Source organism: Micromonospora sp. NPDC047762 (assembly GCF_043204655.1).
Taxonomy (GTDB): domain Bacteria; phylum Actinomycetota; class Actinomycetes; order Mycobacteriales; family Micromonosporaceae; genus Micromonospora.
In genome coordinates, this window is record NZ_JBIDCQ010000006.1 from 99,549 (window position 1) to 121,012 (window position 21,464).

At 68.3% G+C, this 21,464-nt stretch carries 20 protein-coding genes; 12 read left to right on the forward strand and 8 right to left on the reverse strand.

Annotated features, from left to right (window positions below):
- Window positions 1-188: 188 nt before the first annotated feature.
- Window positions 189-488, forward strand: coding sequence for a hypothetical protein (locus ACGF3C_RS19765; RefSeq protein WP_393223849.1), 300 nt, complete (start codon window positions 189-191; stop codon window positions 486-488).
- 656 nt (window positions 489-1,144) lie between these two features.
- Here ACGF3C_RS19765 and ACGF3C_RS19770 read toward each other — a convergent pair.
- The 4 genes from ACGF3C_RS19770 to ACGF3C_RS19785 all read right to left on the reverse strand — a co-directional run bounded on the left by ACGF3C_RS19770 (window position 1,145) and on the right by ACGF3C_RS19785 (window position 5,039).
- The gene (locus ACGF3C_RS19770) at window positions 1,145-1,849 is read right to left on the reverse strand and encodes a GNAT family N-acetyltransferase (protein WP_393223852.1); all 705 of its coding nucleotides are present in this window, start codon (window positions 1,847-1,849) and stop codon (window positions 1,145-1,147) included.
- 84 nt (window positions 1,850-1,933) lie between these two features.
- Window positions 1,934-2,611 carry a GPP34 family phosphoprotein gene (locus tag ACGF3C_RS19775; RefSeq protein WP_393223854.1) on the reverse strand — a complete coding sequence of 226 codons (678 nt, stop codon included), beginning with the start codon at window positions 2,609-2,611 and terminating at the stop codon, window positions 1,934-1,936.
- 11 nt (window positions 2,612-2,622) lie between these two features.
- Entirely contained in the window at window positions 2,623-3,636 is a 1,014-nt protein-coding gene (locus tag ACGF3C_RS19780) for an acetamidase/formamidase family protein (RefSeq protein WP_393223857.1), read from the reverse strand.
- Entirely contained in the window at window positions 3,633-5,039 is a 1,407-nt protein-coding gene (locus tag ACGF3C_RS19785) for an APC family permease (protein WP_393224474.1), read from the reverse strand. The genes ACGF3C_RS19780 and ACGF3C_RS19785 overlap by 4 nt, the downstream gene beginning before the upstream one ends.
- Window positions 5,040-5,528: 489 nt before the next feature.
- On the opposite strand from ACGF3C_RS19785, the gene ACGF3C_RS19790 reads away from it, so the two are divergent.
- The 7 genes from ACGF3C_RS19790 to ACGF3C_RS19820 all read left to right on the forward strand — a co-directional run bounded on the left by ACGF3C_RS19790 (window position 5,529) and on the right by ACGF3C_RS19820 (window position 14,314).
- Window positions 5,529-6,989: an NAD(P)/FAD-dependent oxidoreductase gene (locus ACGF3C_RS19790; protein ID WP_393223860.1), complete on the forward strand. Its 1,461-nt coding sequence runs from the start codon at window positions 5,529-5,531 to the stop codon at window positions 6,987-6,989.
- 17 nt (window positions 6,990-7,006) lie between these two features.
- A complete protein-coding gene (locus ACGF3C_RS19795; RefSeq protein WP_393223863.1) occupies window positions 7,007-8,086 on the forward strand; it encodes a TauD/TfdA family dioxygenase in 1,080 nt (359 codons plus the stop codon).
- A 10-nt stretch (window positions 8,087-8,096) separates the two neighbouring features.
- Window positions 8,097-9,449, forward strand: coding sequence for a class I adenylate-forming enzyme family protein (locus tag ACGF3C_RS19800; protein WP_393223866.1), 1,353 nt, complete (start codon window positions 8,097-8,099; stop codon window positions 9,447-9,449).
- The gene (locus ACGF3C_RS19805) at window positions 9,433-10,110 is read left to right on the forward strand and encodes an HIT family protein (protein ID WP_393223868.1); all 678 of its coding nucleotides are present in this window, start codon (window positions 9,433-9,435) and stop codon (window positions 10,108-10,110) included. Before ACGF3C_RS19800 ends, ACGF3C_RS19805 begins: the two co-directional genes overlap by 17 nt.
- Window positions 10,107-11,672 (forward strand): AMP-binding protein, encoded by a 1,566-nt coding sequence (locus ACGF3C_RS19810; protein WP_393223871.1) that lies wholly within the window; start codon window positions 10,107-10,109, stop codon window positions 11,670-11,672. Before ACGF3C_RS19805 ends, ACGF3C_RS19810 begins: the two co-directional genes overlap by 4 nt.
- Window positions 11,669-12,814, forward strand: a complete 1,146-nt coding sequence (locus tag ACGF3C_RS19815) for a DUF6624 domain-containing protein (RefSeq protein WP_393223874.1) — start codon at window positions 11,669-11,671, stop codon at window positions 12,812-12,814. Before ACGF3C_RS19810 ends, ACGF3C_RS19815 begins: the two co-directional genes overlap by 4 nt.
- A 117-nt stretch (window positions 12,815-12,931) precedes the next feature.
- Entirely contained in the window at window positions 12,932-14,314 is a 1,383-nt protein-coding gene (locus tag ACGF3C_RS19820; RefSeq protein WP_393223877.1) for a B12-binding domain-containing radical SAM protein, read from the forward strand.
- A 117-nt stretch (window positions 14,315-14,431) separates the two neighbouring features.
- Here the strand turns inward: ACGF3C_RS19820 and ACGF3C_RS19825 are convergent, their stop codons facing one another.
- The 3 genes from ACGF3C_RS19825 to ACGF3C_RS19835 form a co-directional block, all read right to left on the reverse strand.
- A complete protein-coding gene (locus ACGF3C_RS19825) occupies window positions 14,432-14,932 on the reverse strand; it encodes a hypothetical protein (RefSeq protein WP_393223880.1) in 501 nt (166 codons plus the stop codon).
- A gap of 135 nt (window positions 14,933-15,067) precedes the next feature.
- Window positions 15,068-15,733 (reverse strand): 2'-5' RNA ligase family protein, encoded by a 666-nt coding sequence (locus ACGF3C_RS19830; RefSeq protein WP_393223883.1) that lies wholly within the window; start codon window positions 15,731-15,733, stop codon window positions 15,068-15,070.
- Window positions 15,730-17,085, reverse strand: coding sequence for a helix-turn-helix domain-containing protein (locus ACGF3C_RS19835; protein WP_393223886.1), 1,356 nt, complete (start codon window positions 17,083-17,085; stop codon window positions 15,730-15,732). Before ACGF3C_RS19835 ends, ACGF3C_RS19830 begins: the two co-directional genes overlap by 4 nt.
- Window positions 17,086-17,556: 471 nt before the next feature.
- On the opposite strand from ACGF3C_RS19835, the gene ACGF3C_RS19840 reads away from it, so the two are divergent.
- Window positions 17,557-18,057 (forward strand): hypothetical protein, encoded by a 501-nt coding sequence (locus ACGF3C_RS19840; RefSeq protein WP_393224476.1) that lies wholly within the window; start codon window positions 17,557-17,559, stop codon window positions 18,055-18,057.
- Here ACGF3C_RS19840 and ACGF3C_RS19845 read toward each other — a convergent pair.
- The gene (locus ACGF3C_RS19845) at window positions 17,981-19,000 is read right to left on the reverse strand and encodes a helix-turn-helix domain-containing protein (RefSeq protein WP_393223889.1); all 1,020 of its coding nucleotides are present in this window, start codon (window positions 18,998-19,000) and stop codon (window positions 17,981-17,983) included. The two genes, ACGF3C_RS19840 and ACGF3C_RS19845, sit on opposite strands and share 77 nt — an antisense overlap.
- Before the next feature lie 233 nt (window positions 19,001-19,233).
- Between ACGF3C_RS19845 and ACGF3C_RS19850 the strand changes: the two genes are divergently transcribed.
- The 3 genes from ACGF3C_RS19850 to ACGF3C_RS19860 are packed head-to-tail and all read left to right on the forward strand — an operon-like array spanning window position 19,234 to window position 21,340.
- Complete coding sequence (locus ACGF3C_RS19850; RefSeq protein ID WP_393223892.1) at window positions 19,234-20,250, forward strand: hypothetical protein; 1,017 nt, start codon at window positions 19,234-19,236, stop codon at window positions 20,248-20,250.
- The gene (locus tag ACGF3C_RS19855) at window positions 20,247-20,750 is read left to right on the forward strand and encodes a hypothetical protein (protein ID WP_393223895.1); all 504 of its coding nucleotides are present in this window, start codon (window positions 20,247-20,249) and stop codon (window positions 20,748-20,750) included. The genes ACGF3C_RS19850 and ACGF3C_RS19855 overlap by 4 nt, the downstream gene beginning before the upstream one ends.
- A complete protein-coding gene (locus ACGF3C_RS19860) occupies window positions 20,735-21,340 on the forward strand; it encodes a hypothetical protein (RefSeq protein ID WP_393223898.1) in 606 nt (201 codons plus the stop codon). The genes ACGF3C_RS19855 and ACGF3C_RS19860 overlap by 16 nt, the downstream gene beginning before the upstream one ends.
- Window positions 21,341-21,464: the final 124 nt, after the last annotated feature.

A 21,464-nucleotide genomic window follows, 5' to 3' on the forward strand; every position in this document is an offset into this window, starting at 1 on the left:
CCAAAGCGGCCCTAACCGGCGGCTCTCTGTCAGGTCGATAAACGAGAGGCCTTGACACCGCTGCGACTACTCGGTGAAGTGGGTCCTTCGCGCAGTGTCAGATGCACGACAGCTAACGCCTCGGGTCAGGCGTTGGGCACCTGTGCGGGGGGAGACGATGAACTGTGGCATTGATCCACTTTCGGATCTTGGAGCAGGTTTTCGGGCACAGCTGGTGGGCTTCGATCTTGCTGACGCTCGCTGATCGGCAGCTTCGATACACCGAACTCGCTGCCGCCCTCGTCGAGCGCTGGGGGGCGAGGCCCGGCGACGGCCACCTGTCGAAGGCGCTCAAGCAGATGCGCCAGGCTGGGCTCGTCGACCAGATCGACGACGGACGCGGTTACCTGACCTGGACGCTGACAGCTGAGGCCCACGAAAGGGCCGAGATGCTGGCAATGATCGAGAAGGCACTCGAAGAGGGCCACATAAATGTCGAGCGAAACTGATCTGAACGCGTCGTCGGGTTGACGGTTCTGGCTCGATCGCCCGCCTGCCCAGGCAGGGGTCTGCGGTAACCATCTGCCCGACGCTGCCGGTCTCACGTCGGCCAGGTGGTCCGGGCCCCTGCTATCTGGCGTCGCCTGCGACCGACGATGTCGACGACCAGATCCATGTCGAGAGGGTGCGTTGGCGGTCGGGTCGCCAGTGGTGGGCGGGACCGCCACTGATGCCGGGGCCGGAAGCTTTCGTGCGAGTTGCGCGTTCGGTCATGAAATGCTCGACGACCGTTGTCTGGCGGGCCACGGCGAAGGCCCGGAGGGTGACCTCGGGTGGCGAATCCGGACGCCTACGGATTCGCGCGATCATCCTCTCCGGGCCTTCCCACCCGTCCGAACGGGTGGTTCAGGGGGGCACGAGAGATGCTGCGGTGTCGCTTGTGTGGCCGGGTTGGACGATGAGTACGTACGAGAACAGGCCAGGGCGGCTACCGGCGACCCGCCGGGGCGACACATCAACGCTGCGTCGCTCGACGGCGTGGTCGTCCTTCATGGCAAGCAACCTGCGGAGGATGTAGGTTCATTGCTTTGCTCCTGGCACGAGCCATTCGGCGAGCGGATCACCCTGCAACTCGGTGGCCAGCATGGCCGCGATGGCTGCGGCGTCAGCAGGGGTAGCTGGCTGTACCGGCGTGATCCTCTCCGCGTTCGTTGTGCTCGCCGGTCAGGGGTAGATGCGGGGTGAAGAACCTGGTTGGGATCGTGCTGCCCAGCGGCGCGCGCCACATCCGCCAGATCTTCGGTCCTCCGTCGGGCAGGACCATCGACGGGCCGGGTAGGTATCCGAGCCGCAGACAGAGGTCGCGGTTGCGTGGGCTGGTGGCCTCCACGTAGGCGGGCAAGCCGAGCGGGTCGATTTGTTGGTGGTGGTTACTCAGCAGCGCGGTGCCAGTTCCCCGGCCTTGATGTTCGGGGCTGACGGCGGCGTAGGCGAGGTAGTGGTGCGCCTCGGGTGGGTGGTGCGATTCGAACATCGTCTCGAGTAGGAGGAACTTCGGCGCGTATGCGCCGGTCGCTTCCTGCACGCCCACGTGGCGGTCGGCGGCGATGCTGGGGGACGGTGCCGGGCGGGCGTACCAGATTGCGGCGGCGGATCCGTCGGAAGTTGTGTCCACGTGGCCGTATTGCAGGCTGTGGCCCACGACGTGGGTGAAGTAGCGGTAGGAGACGAAGCGGCGATCGTCGTGGTCGGAGATCAGCCAGTGGGCGACCGGGTCGTGGAAGAACGACTCGGCGAGGACGCCGATAAGTCTGCCCGCGTCGTCGGGCGTGGCCTGACGTACGGTCACGTTGGTGCTGATGCTCGTCATGCTTACTCCTGTGATGCGCAGGTTGCTATGGGTCTTACCTGAGGCAGTTGCTCACGGTGTTTTCCGAAGGTGACGGAGGCAGACTTAGCGGTAGGCGGCGGTGGCGAGGTCGCCGATGGCGGCGTCGACGGCGGCGGTGATGTCGCGTACCGGTTGGTAGTGCTGCGCGGCGATGGCCTTCAGGCGGCTGGTCAGGGTGGCGGTGTCGTCGTCGAGGTAGAGGTGGCTGGTGAGGCCGAGGTCGGCGACGAGGCCGGCGAGGGCGGCGGTGTGGTTGTCGGGTTGTTCGCGGCCGGCGGCGAGGTAGCGCAGGCGGGAGCGAGCTATGACTGCCCATTTGCTGTCGGTGGGCAGGTAGGTGTCGGCGCGCATGAGGCCGACGAGGCGCCGTCGGGTGTGCTGGCGCAGGATTCCCCCAGCGACGAGGCCCGCGCGGGTGCGGTCGTACAGGTCGTCGGAGAACCCCCGCAGCCATATGCGCAGCAGCGGGTGAGCGTTCCGGATGGTGGCGGCTGCGGCGTCGGCGATCAGGTCTCCGACTGGCCGGTCGATGTACGGGTGTATCCGCTGGTGGCCTGCTGCGCGCGCCTCGTCGTTCAGGTCGAGACTCACCCGCCCGGCCAGATACAGGTCGATCAGGACCGCGCCCGCGAGGCCGAGGGCGAGGGTTTGCCGGTGCACGTGGGGGTGTCCGGTGTCGTCGTCGTGGCCGAGGAGGAACAGGTCATCGCGCAGCGGCAGGCGCGGGATCGACGCAGTCATCGGCGGGGCTCCTACCGCAGTCCGGCGGTGAGCCGCCGCAGCCGCTCGTGTGCCCCGCCGTACGCGGGCCCGGCAGCGGGGAGCAGGGTTTTGTCGACAGCGGCGAGGACGGTGTAGTTGGGGTCGCACACATTGCCGATCGGTGCCCGCCCCGCCTGCGACACGAGTTGATAGGCGTCCAGGGTTTCCAGGCCGGTCAGAGCGCCGGCCCAGCCGACGAGGTCGTGCTGGGCGATGCGGTAGGCGTCCTCCAACGGGCGAGCACAGCCGATCGTCAGGATGTCCCGGTCGGTCTCCAACCGTGGCCACCGGGTGGTGACGCCTTTGATGACGTCGATGGCGAGGGTGGTGATCGTGGCGATCTCCACGCCGACGCCGCATGCCTCGCCCTCGCCTTGGCGGGCGTGTCCGTCGCCGAGGGCCAGCATCGCCCCGTGGACGTTCACCCCGAGGTAGAGGGTGGTGCCGGCGCGCAGTTGCGGGGTGTCGAGGTTCCCGCCGTGGGTGTCGGGCACGAGTGTGGATCGGGCTTCGAACGCGCCGGGGGCGACACCGATCGTGCCGATCATCGGGTCCAGTGGCAGGTCCACGCTGTGGTCGCTGCGGGTAGCCTCGAATCGCACGGTCCCGGCCTGCCGGTCGATGCCGTACACCCACACCCGCTCCTCCAGCGGCGGTTGCAGGGTGGCGGTGTGGAAGGTGGAGGTCAGTGCCCCGAAGTGCGGGAACGTCGAGGACACACCCCAGTCCCGGGCCGGGGTGATGGCGGCGAGGTGGACGGCGAGGGTGTCGCCGGGCTCGGCGTCCTCGACGAAGAACGGCCCGGACACCGGATTGAGGTACGGCATGCGGCACACCTGCGACGGCAGGTCCGCCGGACCCCGAACGAGACCACCGAAGCAGTCCTCCGTCACGACGGTGAACACGTCCCCGCCGCGCACGTGCGCGACCGGCATCCGACCGCCGAAGGTATAGGCCAGCTCGTCTCGGGCGGGCCGGTAGGTAAACGTGTCCATGCCGGTCACACCCGCTCCACGTGACGCGCCTGCGGCTGCGCGGGCGCCAACCCCGACAGGGCCGGTCGGCGGCCGGACAGGTACAGGCCGGCCAGAACGATGACGCCGAGGGCAAGCCATGCCAGGCCGAGACGTTGGGCGGCGATGTTGGCGTTGACCACCACCCACACCAAGATTGCGAAGCCGATCGCGGGCATGACCAGGTGCGCCCACCAGTTCCCGCTGCGCGCCCGGATGAGGTGATGCACCACGACCGAGACGTGCAGGACCAGGAACGCGACCATCGCCCCAAAGTTGATCAACGACGACAGCAGCGTGATCCCATCCGCGCGGGTCGCCATGTACAGGCCCAGCGCCAGGGACACTGCGCCGGTGAGTAACGTCGCGTTGATCGGCACGTTGCGGCGGATCGACACCTTCGCCAGGAACGCCGGCAGTTGTCGGTCGCGGGCCATCGCGTACAGCAGCCGAGAGGTGGCGACCTGCGCGACCATCGAGTTCGGCAACCCCCACGCAATGGCTGTCGCGACTGCGCACAGGGTCGCCAGCCAACCCCCGCCAGCCACGGCGGCGGCGTCGTAAAAGGCGGTCCCGTTCGGGTCACCATCGGCCAGCAGCGAGGCCGGGTCAGGGACGAGCATCGCGGCCAGCCACGTCTGCGCGATGAACAGCACCCCGGCCAAAATCAGGACGGCCGCCATCGCGCGGCCGATCTGCCGGGAGCCACCCTTGGTCTCCTCGGCCAGCATGCTGATCCCGTCGAAGCCGAGGAAGGACAGGACCGCGATCGACACCGCCCCCGCCACAACCGACCAGGTGAACGTGTCGGCGCTGTAGAACGCCGCCCAACTGAACCGACCCTTGCCGGTCGCGAGAGCCCAGCCGGCGACGGCCAAGAAGACCGCCAAGACGAGCAGCTCACCGACCAGCATCACCCGGGTAACCACTGCGGTCATGCGGATCCCGACCGAGTTGACGATCGTGTTGACCGCGACGAACCCGAGGAGCCACAGCCACACCGGCACCGACGGAACCGTGGCGTGCATCGCCACCGACGCCACCAGGTACAACAGCCCTGGTACGAGCACGTAGTCGAGGAGGATCACCCAGCCGGCCATGAATCCGACCGGCGGGCTGATGCCCCGGCCGGCGTAGTTGTAGACGCTGCCCGACATCGGGAACGCCTTCACCATCTGCGCGTACGAGAACGCCGTGAACACCAACGCCACCACACCGATCGCGTACGCGAGCGCCACCATCCCGCCGGAGCCGGCGTAGACGCTGCCGAAGATCGCCATCGGCGCGATCGGCACCATGTACACCAAGCCGTAGGCCAACAGGTCCCGGAACCGGAGTTGGCGCGCCAACTCCTGCCGGTAGCCGTAACGATTTAGGTCGTCCTGACCGAACATCCAGGATCCTCTCTCGAACGAAATGAATTGGTCATCGGTATCTACCCCACGAAAAACGCCCGCTGAGGCGGCTTGACCGCGACGCATCCAGGTCGGCGTGCGCCGCTCGTCAGTAGCGCCGAGAGTGACTAAAGGCGAAGACTGTCGATGTCGGAAAGGCTCGTCGTCCACGTCTGACAAACCGCCGACAAAAGCTTCCTTCGGATGACGGCTACCAGGCGGATGGAGTGCGGCGGACGCAGCCCAACGGCTATGCGCACTGCGGCTCGCAGCCACAAAAGGTCACTCATTGGCCTGCGTCGGTCAACGTGGGCGCTCTGTCGATGTCGGTGGATTGTCGTAGTCCGAAGTAGATCCTGTCCGACAACGACAGGAGTCGGCGATTGTCGATGGGCCTTCCCAGGCAGGCTCAGGGGTGGATCGTCCACCATTGGCGGCTCGCCGCCGCACTACCAATCAGCACACCAGGCCGGCCCCGGCAGATTCGTCTTGTCCGACATCAGCGGCGCCGCCATCGCACGAGGAGAACCCACCATGCATTTTCCGGATCTCGCAGGCGAAGACTTGTTCGATGTCGTGATCGTCGGCGCAGGTCCGGCGGGCCTGTTCGCAGCGCTGCGCGCCCAGCGCGCCAACCACGCCCGCCTGCTGATCGTCGACGGGGGTCAGGACGTGGCCGGCCGGCTAGAGGCCCGCGGCACCGACCCGGACAACAACGAGACGATCACGACAGGCTTCGGCGGGGCTGGGCTGTTCTCCGATGGCAAGCTTTGCCTGTCTCATCGCATCGGATCCACCGTCGCGCACCGCTTTCCCGCCGCGGACGTCGAGCACCGTCAGCACGCCATTGATGAGCTGATCCGCTCGGGTGAGCCGGCACCGCTGCAGGGCGTCGACGGGACCGCGGCCGCGGCCCTGCAGCAGCGCGCCGCCGCGTTGGGCATGGAGTATCTGCACTACCCGATCCGGCATGTGGGCAGCGACCAGCTTCCCGGGATGTTGTCGCGGCTACGGGCCTCCATCGCCGCCGGCGCCGAGGTGCGTTGCCAGACCACAGCCCTCGACGTGGTCGAGTCCGAGCGACCCGGCGCGCGCTGGAAGATGCTGCTGGAAAAGCCCGACCGTCCCCCGCAGTGGGTACACGCCGACTGCGTGGTGCTGGCCCCCGGCAAGGTCGGCGCCGCTTGGATGGACCAGCTCGGCCAACGGCTGGGTCTGCGCCGCCACCCCGCCCAGCCTAAGCTCGGATTCCGGCTGGAAGGACCGAAGGACTTTCTAGATCCGCTGCTGGCTGTCGCTGGCGACCCCAAGCTGATCTGGAAGGCCGGCAACGGCGCGGAGGTACGCACGCACTGTGTCTGCTACGGAGGCGACGTGGTGCCGGCCGACTACGACGGGCTGCTGCTCGTCGGCGGCCACTCCGAATCCAGCCATCACGCCGATCGCTCCAACACTGCCGTGCTTGCCACCGCAGGGCGCGCCCTGAGACTGACGGTGCAGGAAGTTCGCCGTCTCATCGCCGCGATTAACGATCGTCACGCGGGGCTGGTCGCCCAGCGCCTCGGCGACTTCCTGACTGGTTCACCATCCACCACCCCCGTCATCGACTTCGCCCGCGGCTTCGACCCCAGCATGCCGCACGTCGCGGCCGGCGATCTTGCCACCGAGCTGCCGGAGCCGGTCGTCGATCTGCTGCGGCAGTTCGTGCATCGGCTCGCCGAGCTGTGCCCGCAGGCGCTGCACCCGCACAACGTGCTCTACGGCCCAGCTGTGGAACGGTGGGCACCCCGCTTCGCCGTTTCCGACGACATGGAGACCGATCAGGCGGGCCTGTTCCTCGTCGGCGATGGCCCCGGCCTTACCGGCGGCATCATCGGCGCCGCCGAAACCGGCTGGCTCGCCGGCAACGCGATCGCTGGCCGGCTCACTAGCGCCGTCACCCATCCCTGACCCTTCCGGGAGAATCGATGCCTCTCACCCCCGTCCCCACGCCTGTGTGCGCCGACAACGCCCCGCTGTGGTCTGGCGCCGACCTCACCACCGACGACTACACCGTCGCCCTCGATCAGCGCCAGGCCGTCGAGGTCGCCGACGCGACGGAGGTCGCCTGCCGCGGGCTCGCTGGTCGGGATATGACCTTCGACCCGCACGTGTGCCGCGACGACTTTCCGCTGCCGTGGGTCGGCCCGGTCCTGGCCGAGGCCGCCCGTGAGGTGGCCGACGGCCGCGGATTCGCCGTCGTGCGGGGCCTGCCTGTCGATGGCATGAACGACCATCAGGCAGCCGTCATGGTGCGAGGCCTGGTCACCCACCTCGGGTCGATCGCCACCCAGAGCCGAGACCGGCACTTGATCCGGCACGTGCGCAGCACGGGCCATTCCCTCGGCGACGCCGTCACCCGCGGCCACCAGACCGCCGAGCGGTTGTGGTTCCACACTGACGGCGCCGATGCCGCGTTGCTGCTGTGCCGCCGCGCAGCCGCCGTCGGCGGCCTGAGCCGGCTCGCCTCTGCCGCCGCGGTACACAACACGATGCTGCTGCGCGACCCGGCTGCGGTGGCTGCGCTCTACGAGCCGTTCCACTTCCACATGGCTGGTGGCAACGTGCCTGGCCTGCCCGCCACGTTCACCTCGCCGATTTTCTCGCTGTACCGCGGCAACTTCAGTACCAGGTTTGTGCGGCACACCCTGCTGGAGACCCAGCAGGTAACCGGGGTCGTGTTGCCCGAGGTGGTGCTGACCGCGTTTGACCTCATCGAGGACATCGCCGGCCGGCTCAGCGTGGACATGGAGTTGCGCGCGGGCGATCTGCAGATCGTCAACAACCACACGGTGCTGCACTCCCGCACCGCCTACACCGATCCTGACGACGTCGAGCAGGCCCGGCACCTGCTGCGCTGCTGGCTGACGTTCCCGCACTACACCGGCCGGCGAGCCGGATTCGTCGATGAGGCGCTGCGCTTCGGCTGGCTCACCGACGAGCAGCAACGCGAAGCCGCCGGGATCTGGACCCCACCGACGCCCGTCGGCCTGAACGACCGTGGATAGGAGAGGGCCGTTGCCGCCGTCATCGCCGTCCACCACCCTGCAGATTTGCGACGCCCTGGAAGCCCACGCTCGCGAGCGTGGCGATCGGCTCGCCGTCATCGACGCCACGACGGCACTGACCTTTGCGCAGCTCTGGCAGCAGGCCCGCGCCCGAGCCGCCCTGCTCGGTCCGCGACCCGGCAGGGTCTGTGCGGTCTCGGCTACGTCCACCGGTGCGTTCTTCACCGATGTCGCCGCGATCTGGCTGGCCGGCGGCGTACCGATGCCCCTGGATCCGGCGACTCCTCCACCGCTGCGAACCGCGATGACCCGACGGGCGTCCACCGGCACGCACACCTGCCAGCCGTGGAAGGCCGTGCTCAGCGTCGTCGGCGGCACTTACCGCCCGCTCGTCACCGGCGGTGAGCCGCCGACAGTTGCCCGCAAGGCGCACGCCGTCGGCCTCGGCCGCCTACCCAACTCCGGCAGTACGGGGGGCGGGCGCACGGTAGCCATGTTCGCCTCTCCGATGCACCTCAACGGCCCTTTCGAGTTCGCCGCACGGCACCTGCTCCTCGGCGGCACCGTCGCTATGCTCAACCGGTTCGAGCCGCGCGCCTGGGTCCAGCTCGCCGCCGCCCTGGAGCCCAGCTGGGTGTTCCTCGCCCCGATTCAGATCAGGCGGCTCCTCGACGGCACTGACCCGCATGACTTACGCACTGCCCTGACCAGTGCCAAGACGCTGATGCACTCGGCCGCCCCCTGCCCGCCCGAAGTGCGCGCCCGACTTCTGAAGTTGGTCGACGCGCACGTCGTGGCCGAGTTCTACGGGGCCGCAGAGTACGACGGCACGTTCGCCCGTGCCGACGAGAACCATCCAGGCGCACGGCCTATCCCTGGCGCTCTGCTGCGGGTCGTCGACGCCACTGGCAGCCCCGCACCAGGTGGCCAGATCGGTGTCATCGAAGGGGCCAGCACGGCCGGAATGGTCTGCCACTACGCCGGCCAGCCGTGTACTGCTGCCGACGCGTGGCGCACCGTTGGCGACCACGGAACCCTCGATTCGACCGGTCGGCTGACCGTCACGAGCGTCGACACCACCGGGCGGGCGATCGTCGGTGGCGTCAACGTCGCGCTCGGCCGCGTCCACGCCGTGATCGCCGCGCACCCGGACGTCCGGTCTTGCCAGGTCGTCCCGATCCCCGACGACACCTACGGCCGAGTGATCTCGGTCCGGCTTACCACCTTCCGGCCGTTGACCGCCGAGGCGCTTCACGCCTACTGCGCCACTCACCTACGGCCGGCCGAACGACCTCGCCACCTGCACATCAACGCTCCCGACCAGCCGACCGTCGAGGAAACCGACCATGCCCTCTCCATGTGACCTCTGCGCCGCCATCGACTCCACCGGTCGCGGCGGGACACTCAGCCAGCACCTGTTCGCCGGTCAGCAGCACGTCGTGGCGCGGACCACCACCGCAGCCGCCGTACCGACCATCGGCGCGTTCGTACCCGGCTACCTGCTGGTCGTTCCCACCACCCACGCCACCTCGATCGGCCGCCTAGCGCAGGACGAACGCCGCGGCGTGCACGAACTGACCGAACTCCTCGCCGACCGGTTAGCCAACCTCTACGGCATGCCGGTCCTGGGCTTCGAGTACGGGCTGAACGCGCCCGGGGCCCGGCGCATCGAGCACGGCCACCTGCACCTCCTGCCGACCACCGCCGGGGCGCCGCTGCGGCAGTTCCTGCGTTGGCACCTACCGCTGACCGAGGCCACATCGATGGAGCACCTGCCCACCGAGAGCGATAGCTCCTACATCAGCGTCTATGAGCCCGGTCGACCGCTGGCCATCTATCCGGTTGCCAACGACGCGTCGCCGCGTATCAGGTTGAGAGAGCTGGTCGCGCAGTTCGACCCGCGGGTCAGCCCACGCGCGTGGGACTGGGAGCGGAACCCGTTTCCGGCGTTGATCCGAACCACCGTCAACGACCTCGCCGGTAGCCCGGCCGAACAGGTCATGGCGGGGGTCGGACGACGATGAGCTGGGACCTCGCGCGGCTGTGGCACGCGTTGGCTGAGCAACAGCCGGACCTCCCCGCACTGATTCACGACGGCCACACGCTGACCTGGCGACAGTTCGACACCGCCGCCGCGGGCTTCGCCGCCCGGCTGCGCCAGGCTGGGATCCGCCGCGGTGACGTCGTGGCGCTCTGCCTACCGAACGTCCTGGAGTACCTGATCCTTGTCGCCGGTGCGATGCGCTGCGGCGCCACACCCTGCGGCGTCAACTACCGCTACCGGTCCCACGAGCTGGCCATGCTCCTGCGTCACCTTCAGCCCGCAGTGGTCTGTCACGACCTCGACAGCGAGGAGGACCTCGACCGGATCCGCGACCAGCTGGTCGAAGTCCGTCGCTGGTACGCCGTTGACCACCGTGCCACCGCTGGCGGCCTCGCCCGGCTACTGCTCGACACCGGCGGCGACCGGGACCAGCTCGACTCCCGGCCTGACGACGTGCTGCTCAAGTGCACCGGCGGCACGACCGGCCGTCCGACCGCCGTGCGCTGGTTCGTCGGCGACGTCCTCACCCAGCTCAATGAGCACAATCCCTGGCACCAGCACGACCTTGCGCATGATGGCCCTAAGCCCGCGCCCGTCGAGCCGGTCCGGCTGCTGGTCGGCAGCCCGCTCATGCACGGCTCCGGGCTCACCCGGGCGATCGGCGCGCTCTGCGCTGGCGGCACCGTCGTCACCCAACGCGGATTCCACCCCCTGCGGCTCCTCAACGGGCTCGCCCGGCACCACGCCACCAGCCTCGCCATCGTTGGCGACGCGCACGCACTGCCCCTGGTCGACATGCTCGACGCTGAACCAGGCCGCTGGCAGCTACCGGACCTGGCCACCATCACGTCCTCTGGTGTGGCGTGGACCGCTGAGGTCAAGCGCAGGCTGCTGCAGCATCTCCCGCAGGTTCGACTGCTGGAGTCCCTCGGCGCCACCGAGGCCACCGGCCTCGGGTTCAGCGTGGCCACGGCAGGCAATGTGCCGCCGACCGGCGAGTTCGTTCTCGGCCGCCACGCCCGTGTCTTCGCCGCCAACCAGCCCGCTCGGCCCGGTCACACCGGCACCATCGGGGTCAGCTGGCCGCACCCTGCCGGCCTGCACCCGTCCGGAGGACTCCCGGCAGACCGGTTCACCGACCACGCCGGGCATCGCTACCTGCTGTCCGGTGACCACGTCCGCCTGCTCGATGACGAGCGCTACCTCCTGCTTGGCAGGGCCGGCGAATGCATCAACACAGGCGGCGAGAAGGTCTACGCGCCGGAGATCACCGACACTCTGCGCCGACACCCCGGCGTCCGCGACGCGCTCGTCCTCGGCGTCCCGCACCCGCGGTTAGGGCAGACCGTGACCGCGCTGGTCCAACTGTCCCCTGGCACCACCACCGAGAACGTGCGTGAGTACGCGCGTGCCCACCTTGCCGGGTTCAAGGCCCCCACCGTCGTCATCGGCGTACCGGCGATCCCCCGCACCGGTGCCGGCAAGCCCGACCTCATCACCGCCCACACGCTCGCCGCCCAGCACGCTGGAGGCACCGCATGACCCACACCGCCGCCACGGCCATCGCCCACGCAGACCTCACGGCAGTGGCCCGCCGCGAGCAGGCCCTGCTGACCGCCGCGCTCGGCTCGCTGTTCAGCCACCCCGCCCTCGACGAGGAGATCAGCCGCGCACTCGGCTATCCGGACTGGCCGCAACCGCTCACTCTGCTGCCCGACCTCGTCCCCGAGTTGACCACCACCACACCCCAGCTCGCCGCCTACCTCGCCTTCGCCACCACCGCTGGCCGGCAGGCGGTCGACGTGATCGCCGAATACGGCTGGCCGATCAGGCCGGCCGCTGCGGACGCGGCATGGCTCCTGCTGCAGCACGCCGACCACCTCAATGACCAACGCCACGCCCTACTGCCCAGCGTCGCCGGCGCGGTACACCACGGCATCGCCGACCCTCGACACTTAGCCATGCTGACCGACCGCGAGCGCACCGTACGCGGCGAGCCGCAGCAGTACGGCACCCTACGCCTGATCCGCGATGAGCAACCCGTCCTGCTGTACCCGCTCGCTAACGACGACGCCCGGACCAACGTCGACCGCACCGCCATCGGCCTGCCGTGCCTCGCTGACGATGCCCAGTACGCATACTCGCCGATGATCCCGTACGGCGTCGCCCGAATGTGCCCCACCAACGCCTGGCCAGCGGAAGGCCTGCACGACCTGCGCCCCGACCCCAACGTCCCGATCCCGCCCGACCTACCCGAACCCGTACCCGCAGGCCAGGTAGGTGTCTACCTCGCAGCCACGCTGCGATACCGCAACCAGACCCGTCGAATCCGGGACGCACTGCCACCGCCACTGGTGTCCACCAGCCGCTGGCTCGACATCGATCCGCTGACCCGAGCCAGCTGCCAGTTCGACGCCGGGCCCGCCCTCAATCAGGTCGCCGCCCGGCTCTGCCTCACCGACGTCACCCGCTCCCGCTTGATGATCGCCTTCGCCGAACACCGCCGTAGCCACGGCCTGGGTGTCGAGCTCGGCGCGGCCCTCTCACGCGGCGTCCCCGTGATCATGATCGGTGCACCGCTGTGCTCCTTCGACATGCTGCCCGACGTCACCATCGTGGCCGACCTCGACCAAGCCCTCGCCGCGGCAGCGGGGCTTGCCAGCTCTTTTCGGGAGACACATTGACTGACCAGCCCGCAGCACCGCTTCCAGCCAACGGCAACACCATTCAGCCCCAGTCGCGACACGAGCCGGCGCGGCCCGCGCGCAGCGACTGAGTACTCAGCGAGAGGAACAGACAAAGTGCACAAGATTGTGCTGTTCGCTGGCGTCGACCCCCTGTCCACCGGGGAATCGAACTATGCCTGGCACCCACTGTCGGTGCTGACCATCGGCTCAGTCCTTGAGGCCCACGGTTTCGACGTGTGCATCATCGACTGCCAGGTCGACCACGACTGGCGCGACCAGTTGGCCAAGCATGCGACTGAAGCCTTGTTCGTCGGCGTCACCTGTATGACCGGTCCGAGCATCGGCAACGTCCTGGCCGCCATCGACATCGTCCGCACGGCCGCACCCCAGGTACCCATTATCTGGGGCGGCTACCACGCGACCCTCGCCTGGCGCGCCATCCTGCGCGAACGCCTCGCCGACGTCGTCGTCACTGGGCCCGGCGAGTCAGCCGCGCTTGGGCTCGCCCAGCGACTTGCTGCCGGTCAGCGCCTCAGCCCCGAGACGATCGGCGATCTGCCGAACCTCGCCTTCCTCGACGGCCGCACCGCCATCGCCGCATCCGGCGCCGTCACACCGAACACGGTCAAGACGACCTACGAGTTCGTCGGCGACATGAACCAGTTACCGCCGGTGAACTACGGCCTCATCGATCCGACCCGGTACTACACCTCCGCGATGAGGGACCTGTCGTACATCACCAGCTACGGGTGCCCCTATGCCTGCGCCTTCTGCTCCGAACCCACTACCAGCACCAGGAAATGGAAACCGCTCGCGCCGCAACGCATCGTGGCCGAGCTGCGTCACCTGTGGGACACCTACGCACCCGACCAGATAAGCCTGCTCGACCCCAACTTCTCCACCAACATCCACCGCGTCGCGGAGATCGTCGAACTCCTCGAACGCGACGGCGTTCGCATCGAGCTGCGGGCGAACATGCGGACCCGTGACGTGGTCAACCTCGCCCGATTCCTGGATCTGGAACGGCTCCACGCGGTCGGCTTCTCCGCGATCTTCCTCGGCTGCGAATCCGGCTCCGACCGCATGTTGAAAGTGCTCCGCAAAGGCGCGACCGTTGCCGACACCCGGGCCGCCTGCCAGCTGCTCGACCGTGTCGGCATCGTTCAACTGACGAGCTGGATTCACGATCTTCCCGGAGAGACCGACGACGACAGCGAGCAGACCTGTCAGCTGGTCACCGAGCTGGCGGCCCTTCGGTACAACCGGCAGAAGCACCACTTCTTCATGCCGTTCCCGTCGACCGAACTGTACGAAACGATCTACGGCAAGACGCTCGACGACGGCCGCACCCAAGCCGAATGGGCCACCAGCGACACGTACGGCGGCTCCGCCCTATACGCCGGAAGTCAGGACCGGCGCCAGTGCGTCCTCGGTCGGCTTGCCGAGCTCAAGCAGCGCTTCCCGCACGCACTGGAGCGAACCCTGCCCCGAACGTGACTAACCCTTCAGGCCTGACTCTGCGTACGCGTGACGCACCCTTCGCCGCGGCAACGAGGTGACCGTCAACCGCAGGCGGGGATACGTCACGCATCGCAGGGCAACCCGTCCTGCCCTTTATCGGCGCAGCTCATGCGGAGCCGACATAGCCAAACCCGGCAAGTCGATCCAGCCAGCATCCTCGTCGGCCAACGCGGTCCGCTCAGCCGCCGTGAGGATGCCTATCCCCATCCGACGCTCCGGAGGCAGGCAGTCCAGGGCCACGCGCCTTGCCACATAGTCCATGATCGACGTCGCCATCGGCAGCTCGGGATCGTCCGTGCGGCCCGCTGGCACGAACCGCATGCTGGCGTACTTCGACACGTACACCTCTGCTGGCGCGCCGGCCTGAAGGCCGAGCGTGATCGCAACGCCCAGCGCATCCATCATCCCGGCCAAGGTGGACCCCTGCTTCGCCATCCGGATCGTCACCTCGCCAACGGAGCCGTCTTCTGCATCGGCGGTAGTCAGGTAACCCTTCTGGTCGTCGACGGTGAAGCGAGTCGTCTCCGCCCGTCGAATACGAGGAATCTTTCGCGTAGTGCGTCCACTGTTCAACATCGCAGCGGCTTCCGGCATGAAATCTCCCGGTTGGGTTCACGGCCAATACAACCTATGGGGACAGTACAGCAATCGACCCACAAGATGTGGTGGCCGCGCCGCCGAATCGTAGGTTCATTTTGAAGTGGAGCACGGCCAGCACGTCTCGGCGCATCACACGCCAAGGGGCGCGGTCGCCACCGTTGTCCACCGGTAACTGCGGTGCTCTCGGCGCAGCGCGATCAGCGTTGCCTGTTGGATGGTCACCCGGGCAGGCGGCTGGCGACGGAAGGCGTTGAGGCGGTCGCAGATTGGTCCCGTCGGCGCTTGCGAGCCGCTGTAGGCGATCGTCACGTGCGGCCGGAATCCTTCTGCAGCCTCCGGCACCGTCTGCCACACCGCGCCGATCGCATCACGGATGGTGGCGCGCAGGTGTTCGACGCGGTCCCAGGGACGGATGAGCAGGCCAATTCCCTCGGCGTCGGGGTCGACCGGGCCAAGCGACAGCTCCAGCGGCGGCAGGCCGGCGCAGCGTCGCCGCGTTTCGGCGACGACTGTTTCGATGTCGCTGTTGGTGACCTCGTCGGTGAAGCCGAGACCTTGCATGGTCAGGTGCAGCCCGTCGAGCGGCACCAAGTCCAGTCCGGGCAGAGTGAGTTGGCGCTGCAGGTCGGTGACGAGGTGATGGAGTTCAGCTTGGTGTTCGAAGGTGAGGTGCCAGGTGTAGAACTGGCGGTCGGCCCGCCAGCCCGGGCGCCAGTACCAGTGGTTGGTGAGTTTGGGCAGGTCCTGGTAGGCGGCCCAGCGCTCGTGCAGGCTGGCCAGTTCCCGGCTGCTCATGACAGCGATGGTAGAGCGGCCTGTCCGGTGGCAGCGACCTGTGTGCGGTCGGCGAGCAGGTCGGCGACGTGCCGTAGCTGTGGGTGGCGGGCGAAGGGGTGGGCGGCGGCGAGGAACTGACGGGCGCGTTGGTGGACCGATTCGAAACGCTGGTCCGCGGTGAGGGTGAGCGCCTCCACCGCCAGTGCGCCTGCTTCCTCGGGGTCGGGATTATCGGCGTGCAGGTGCGCGGTGGCCAGGTCGAGGCGGCAGAGTGCACGCGGGCCAGCCAACCCTGCGGTGTCGAACGCGGTGATCGCGGTGGTGAGATGGTTGGTGACGCCCGCGGTACGGCCGAGCGCCAGGTATGCGGTTGCCGCGTTGGCCGCGGTCCTGGCCGGGCAGTACGGGCCGAGGGCGAGGCTAGCGCTGACCGGCGAGCCGGCTGGGTAGTCGGACAGCATGGTGAACGCCTGGTCGACGGCACGGTCGACGCCGTACCGGTCGCCGAGACGGGCGAGGGCGCGTGCCTGACCGTTGATCGTGAGGCGGATGCGGTGTCCGCTGGTGCCGCCACGGCGCAGGCCGTCCTGGGCGTAGGCCAGCGCGTCATGGTAGTCACCGGCGTAGAAGGCGATCAGGCTCTGCGTGGCCCGCGCCCAGGCTTGCGCGTCGGACTGCTCGGCAGCCTCGGCGAGGTCGAACGCTTCGGCGGCGTAGGCGTGCGCCGCACCGAATGCGCCCAGGTCGAGGGCGAGTGCGCCGAGAAGTCCGGACAGGTGAGCGGCGACGGCGTAGAGCCGGGCGCGTTGCGGTGGGTGCTGCCTGCCTGCCATGAGCTGGTCGACGTAGGAGCGCAGCGGTCGCATACGCGCTACGAGGATTACCGGGGTGAGGCGCTCGTTGTCGGCGATCGCCTGCCGGACCTCGTTTTCCAGATACGCGAGACGGATGTTGTCCTCGACGGAGGACTTCAGCGCCAGCCGGCGTGCATCGATGCTGTCCTCGCGTTCCCACAGAACAGCACCGCCATTCGCTCCCAAGGCGTCGTGGCCAGCATCGATCAGCGTCGCCGGCCCCGACGTGCTCCTGGCCTCCTGGATCGCCGATGAGCGTCGTCGTTGACGGTTCAGCTCGGTGACGCGGTCATACTCACTGACGAGCACGCCACCGGTCTTCAGCACAGTGTCGCAGCGCGCCCAGAAGGCGCGGTCCGGGTGCTGGTGACCGGTCTCCGTGTTCGCTACGGAGCTGCGGCCGTACTGCACGAGCCGCGCCAAGTCGTGCTGGGTGTGACCGCCGGCCCTGCGCAACTGCGCGAGCCGGCGGCCGAGCTCGCGGTGGGCGGCTCTTGTCTCGTCGCTGTCAGCCATCGCTAACCCCCGGTCTACTGCAGACGTGCAGTCACGGCGTGTGCAGACGACAGCTGCCGCCTGTGAAAAATCTTCCGGGCCGGCCGAGCAGCGCCGAGCATCTGGCCAAGCACCAGTGCGGCCGATGGCCGCTGCGAGATCGGGCAGCATCGTCAGGTGCCCATTGTCGAGCGTGGCGGCAGCCCGTGGCAGGACCACAATGTCGAAGTTTTGTCAGAGTTTGATGTCGGCATCTGCCGACAATGTCGGCGCACGGCGCTGCGGGCGTGTCGACCGACCGGCGTCCTACGGTCTCTGCATGCCCTCCGAACGTCGCGATGTCACCGCTGGCCTGCCTCGCAAGTGGATGGCAGCCGGCCTGCTGGTCACCCGATGACGACGAGCGTTCTGATGGTCAAACCGGTCTACAAGGCGCGATAGGAGGTCCATGACGGGTGCGTCGAGGCTGACGAGTCTCCGTACCAGGCCGGGATCCGGGAGTGCCGGGAGGAACTCGGCCTGGATCTGACACCGGATCGGTTGCTCGTTGTGGACTGGGTGCCGACCCGCGACGGGCGTACCGACCGCGTCATGGTCATCTACGACGGGCACCCTCGACCCCGGTATGGAGGAACGGATCGTGGTGCCGCCTGGCGAGTTGCAGGGCTGGGCCTGGTTGGACCCGCCACAGGCCGTAGGGCGAGCTGCTCGTCATTGACCACTGGACCCAGGCCGGCCCTGCGGATGCCGACCAGCGCGACGAAACGGGCGTCGGTGGGGTCGGTCTTGCGGCCCTGTCCGGTGGCGAACACCCGCGTCCTGGCGGACAGCTTCGGCGGGACGTCAGCGACCTGTTCGCCGTCGGCGAGTAGCCGGCGCTCACGCCGACGTCGAGTAGTCCAGGCCCGTGGAAATGCTATGCGGCTGCGGAGAGCGCGGAGACGACAGAAGTGGGCATCTGCTGGCGGGCGGTTCCGCTCGCGGTCGAGGTGAGGAAGTTCAGTAGGTGGCAGGGGCGCTCGGGGGTGCCCAGCGGGACCGGTTCGACTCGTCGCCATCCGCGAGCCGAGGCGGCCTTGATCGCGGTTAGGTAGGTGCCTTCGCTCATGCGACCGAGCGTGCGGGCGCGCATCAGCAGCGCGGCCAACGAGACCTGCCAGTAGCGCTTGAGTTCGAACAGTCTTGACCAGTCGACAGTGTTGGGCAGATGGTCGGCGATTTCGTCGGCAGGCATGAGGAACGCCGCAGCGAACGTGTGTGCCTGTTTCTCGACTTCTTTGACACCCCAAATCTGTTCGCCATGCAGCACGAGGTGGCCCAGTTCGTGGGCTGCATCGAAGCGTGATCTGGCGCGGTCGTTCTTGTCCGTGCCGAGCACGACGACCGGGTGGTCGTTGAATGGCAGGGAGAACGCGTCGACGTCGGTGCTGCCCAACGGAAGGCGGATGACGACGACGCCGTGGTGTTCGAGGAGGTCCACGACGTTGCCGATAGGCCCGGAGGGTAGTTCCCACTCCATACGGACCTGCCCGGCGATGCGCTCGATTTCCTCCCCGCCGGCATCGAGGCTGTTGACCCGGATCTCCGGGACGGCTCCGGTGGGGAACTGCCCGGCGGCGGTGGCGTGGACCGCGAGGTCGTGGGCGACATGGGCGACGGCGCGCGCTCGGCGGCGATCGGCGACCGCGGTGCGGCGCAGCGATCGGAAGAATCCCTCGTGTGTCTCCACGAGGGGTTGGTTGAAGAACTCGACCGGCACGTCGAGCGTCACGCTCAGGACATTGAGCGTCTCGGGACTGGGCCGGGCGGCGCCGCTCTCGAACTGGCTGACAGCGGCTGCTGAGACGGCTACCTGCCCAGCGAGATGGGCCTGACTGAGCCCGGCTAGCTCCCTAGCCATCCGCAGGCGTGCCCCCTGGAACCCCGGCGCGCTCACTCTGTCTCCTCCGCCCTTGATCTTGCATCCGATTCTGGTCGGTTCGCGGCGTAAGGCCGGACTGCCGCGCCGAACATTACCCCTTCGACGCGGAACGCTATGCGGAACATGACGTCGAAAAATTAAGTAAGATCGGAAGGGTTGAAGCCGGGGGTTGGCCGCACCGTGCGGTCAGGTTCCTCCGGCCAGGACGACACCGCCACGGAACGGCGGTTCAGAACGGATGTGTATACATGGCACCGCGAACCACAGGGGAGGCGTTCGGCGAGTTCGACGCCGCGCTGAACCTTGACCGGCGGGAACTGGAGCAGGCTCAGCGCCGCCACCAGGAGGTCACCGAGGTCTTGACGGAGGCGGGCATCGCCTCGTCGACGTTTTTGCAGGGCAGCTTCGCCCGCAAGACGATGCTCAAGCCGCTCAAGGACGTCGACATGGTCGTCCTGCTGGCCGAGGATCACCGGCAGCGGTGGTTCGGCTCCGGCAAGGGCGGCCCGGCCGCCTCGATGGCGGCGATCCGCCGGGTGGTCGCCGCCCGTTGGCCCGGCGCCCGTTTCGACGAGGACAAGCAGCCCGCCCACGCGCTGCAGGTCACGTTCGCGGACTGCACCTTCACGTTCGACCTGGTGCCGGCCTTCGAGGACTACGACGCCGTGGAGGGCGTGTTCATCGCCGATCGTGACCTCGACCGCTGGGAGTGGTCGAACACCCGCACCCTGCGGCGGGTGATCCGTGAACGCAACCTGGCCACCCTCGGCGCCTTCGTGCACCAGGTCCGTATGGGCAAGTCGTTCAAGACCAACCAGCCCACGCTGGAGAAACTGTCTGGCCTGGTCATCGAGTCCCTGTGGTACGCGGCGATCACGACGAAGATGTCCCACGCCACCGCCACGGTCACCGCGCTCGATTACGCGGCCGAGGCGGTCATGGGCAACGTGTACGACCCGACCGGCGTGGACGACCTCGCCAAGGACTGGACACCGGGCGAGCGGTCCCGGTTCAGCCAGACGTTCAGCCTCGGGGCCAAGCGAGGCCGCGAGGCGCAGCGACTCGCCGCCGACGGCGAACATCAGGCCGCAATCGATATCTGGCACACGATCTTCGGCGAGCCGTTCCCCACCCCGGCCGCCCAGCCCGCCGCGCAGGCGCTGGCCGCACTGAGCGCGGGCAGCATCACCTCCACCGGCCGGGCCGTGAATTCGCAGCGCGGCGCCCAAAGCAACCGGCCGGCGAGGTCATGGCGTACCCGGTGACGGCGGTTCTGCAGGATCCCGCAGCGGCGGCCGACCACCTCCTGCGCCACGCCGACGTGTTCGGCGTGGCACAGGCCGCCGGCCACACCACCGCGCTGGGCGCCGCACGCCTCGAACTGACCCTGCTGCCACTACCCGCCTTCGCCGCCGACGGCTACCCGGTCGAACAGATCCGGCTGGTCATCCTGCCGCCCGGCAATCGAGTGCACGCCTACCCACGCACCGGCACCAGTAGCCGTCCCTACAAGCACCGCAATCTTCAGCCGGGGGATCTCTGCCTGCAGTACGACCGTGACGACCTTGCGCTGCGGTGGCTTCCGGAAGATGGACTCGAGCCCTTGGTCACCCTCGTGCACCGGCACTTGATCTTCGAGGAGGCATGGCGGCGCAGCGGCGAATGGCCGTGCGAGGATGCCCCCCACGGCGACGACCGGAACGCTCCACACCGGATCGCCACGATCGCGATGCGAAAGGAAATCGGCCGGTGGTCACGGACCTAACGACGCTCACGCAGGCCGCGGATCCCGTCACCACCCAGCCGCCCACCATCACCATCGCCCTGGCCGTCCTCGGCTCCAGCGTGGTCGCCGGCCTGATCAGTGTCATCCTCGGCAACACCCGCGCGAATGCCACCGCACGCCGAGAACGCTACGCCCAAGCCGTGCGTACCCTCGTCGCCTGGGCCGAATACCCCTACCGCATCCGCCGCCGGACCAGCGACGACGCGGCCACCCTCACCGCCCTCGCCGACCGCGGCCACACCCTGCAGGAGCAACTCGCCGAATCCCGCGCATGGATCGCCGCCGAGAGCCGCGCCATGAGCGAGGTCTTCGACGCCTGTCTCGCCGACATCAACCCCCTGGTCGGACCCGCTTGCGCGATCGCCTGGCAGCAGCCACCCATCACCAAGAGTGCCGAGATGCTGCTCGGCGACTTCGGCCCTCGCGGGATCAACGCCATCGTCGCGCGCGTGGAGTGCGCAATCATCTACCGCTTCGGACTGCGTCGCCTGATGTGGCGCCGGTGGGTACTGCGCAGACTCCGCCACCGGGCTTGCCTGCCCAAGGCATCCCCGACCACGGCCGAGTAGGTCGGTACTCCCGGGTCTTCTCGTCCGCACTGCTCATCGCCTTCTCGATCATTGTGATGAGTCAGACGGTGCCTCGAATCCAAAGGACCGGACGCGACGGCGATCTTTGGCGCGCGTTGACCGC

Coding starts and splice junctions, on each gene's coding strand:
- ACGF3C_RS19770 (WP_393223852.1), bottom strand. CDS start 1,849: ATGACGAGCATCAGCACCAACGTGACCGTACGTCAGGCCACGCCCGAC.
- ACGF3C_RS19775 (WP_393223854.1), bottom strand. CDS start 2,611: ATGACTGCGTCGATCCCGCGCCTGCCGCTGCGCGATGACCTGTTCCTC.
- ACGF3C_RS19785 (WP_393224474.1), bottom strand. CDS start 5,039: ATGTTCGGTCAGGACGACCTAAATCGTTACGGCTACCGGCAGGAGTTG.
- ACGF3C_RS19795 (WP_393223863.1), top strand. CDS start 7,007: ATGCCTCTCACCCCCGTCCCCACGCCTGTGTGCGCCGACAACGCCCCG.
- ACGF3C_RS19805 (WP_393223868.1), top strand. CDS start 9,433: ATGCCCTCTCCATGTGACCTCTGCGCCGCCATCGACTCCACCGGTCGC.
- ACGF3C_RS19810 (WP_393223871.1), top strand. CDS start 10,107: ATGAGCTGGGACCTCGCGCGGCTGTGGCACGCGTTGGCTGAGCAACAG.
- ACGF3C_RS19815 (WP_393223874.1), top strand. CDS start 11,669: ATGACCCACACCGCCGCCACGGCCATCGCCCACGCAGACCTCACGGCA.
- ACGF3C_RS19825 (WP_393223880.1), bottom strand. CDS start 14,932: ATGCCGGAAGCCGCTGCGATGTTGAACAGTGGACGCACTACGCGAAAG.
- ACGF3C_RS19830 (WP_393223883.1), bottom strand. CDS start 15,733: ATGAGCAGCCGGGAACTGGCCAGCCTGCACGAGCGCTGGGCCGCCTAC.
- ACGF3C_RS19835 (WP_393223886.1), bottom strand. CDS start 17,085: ATGGCTGACAGCGACGAGACAAGAGCCGCCCACCGCGAGCTCGGCCGC.
- ACGF3C_RS19850 (WP_393223892.1), top strand. CDS start 19,234: ATGGCACCGCGAACCACAGGGGAGGCGTTCGGCGAGTTCGACGCCGCG.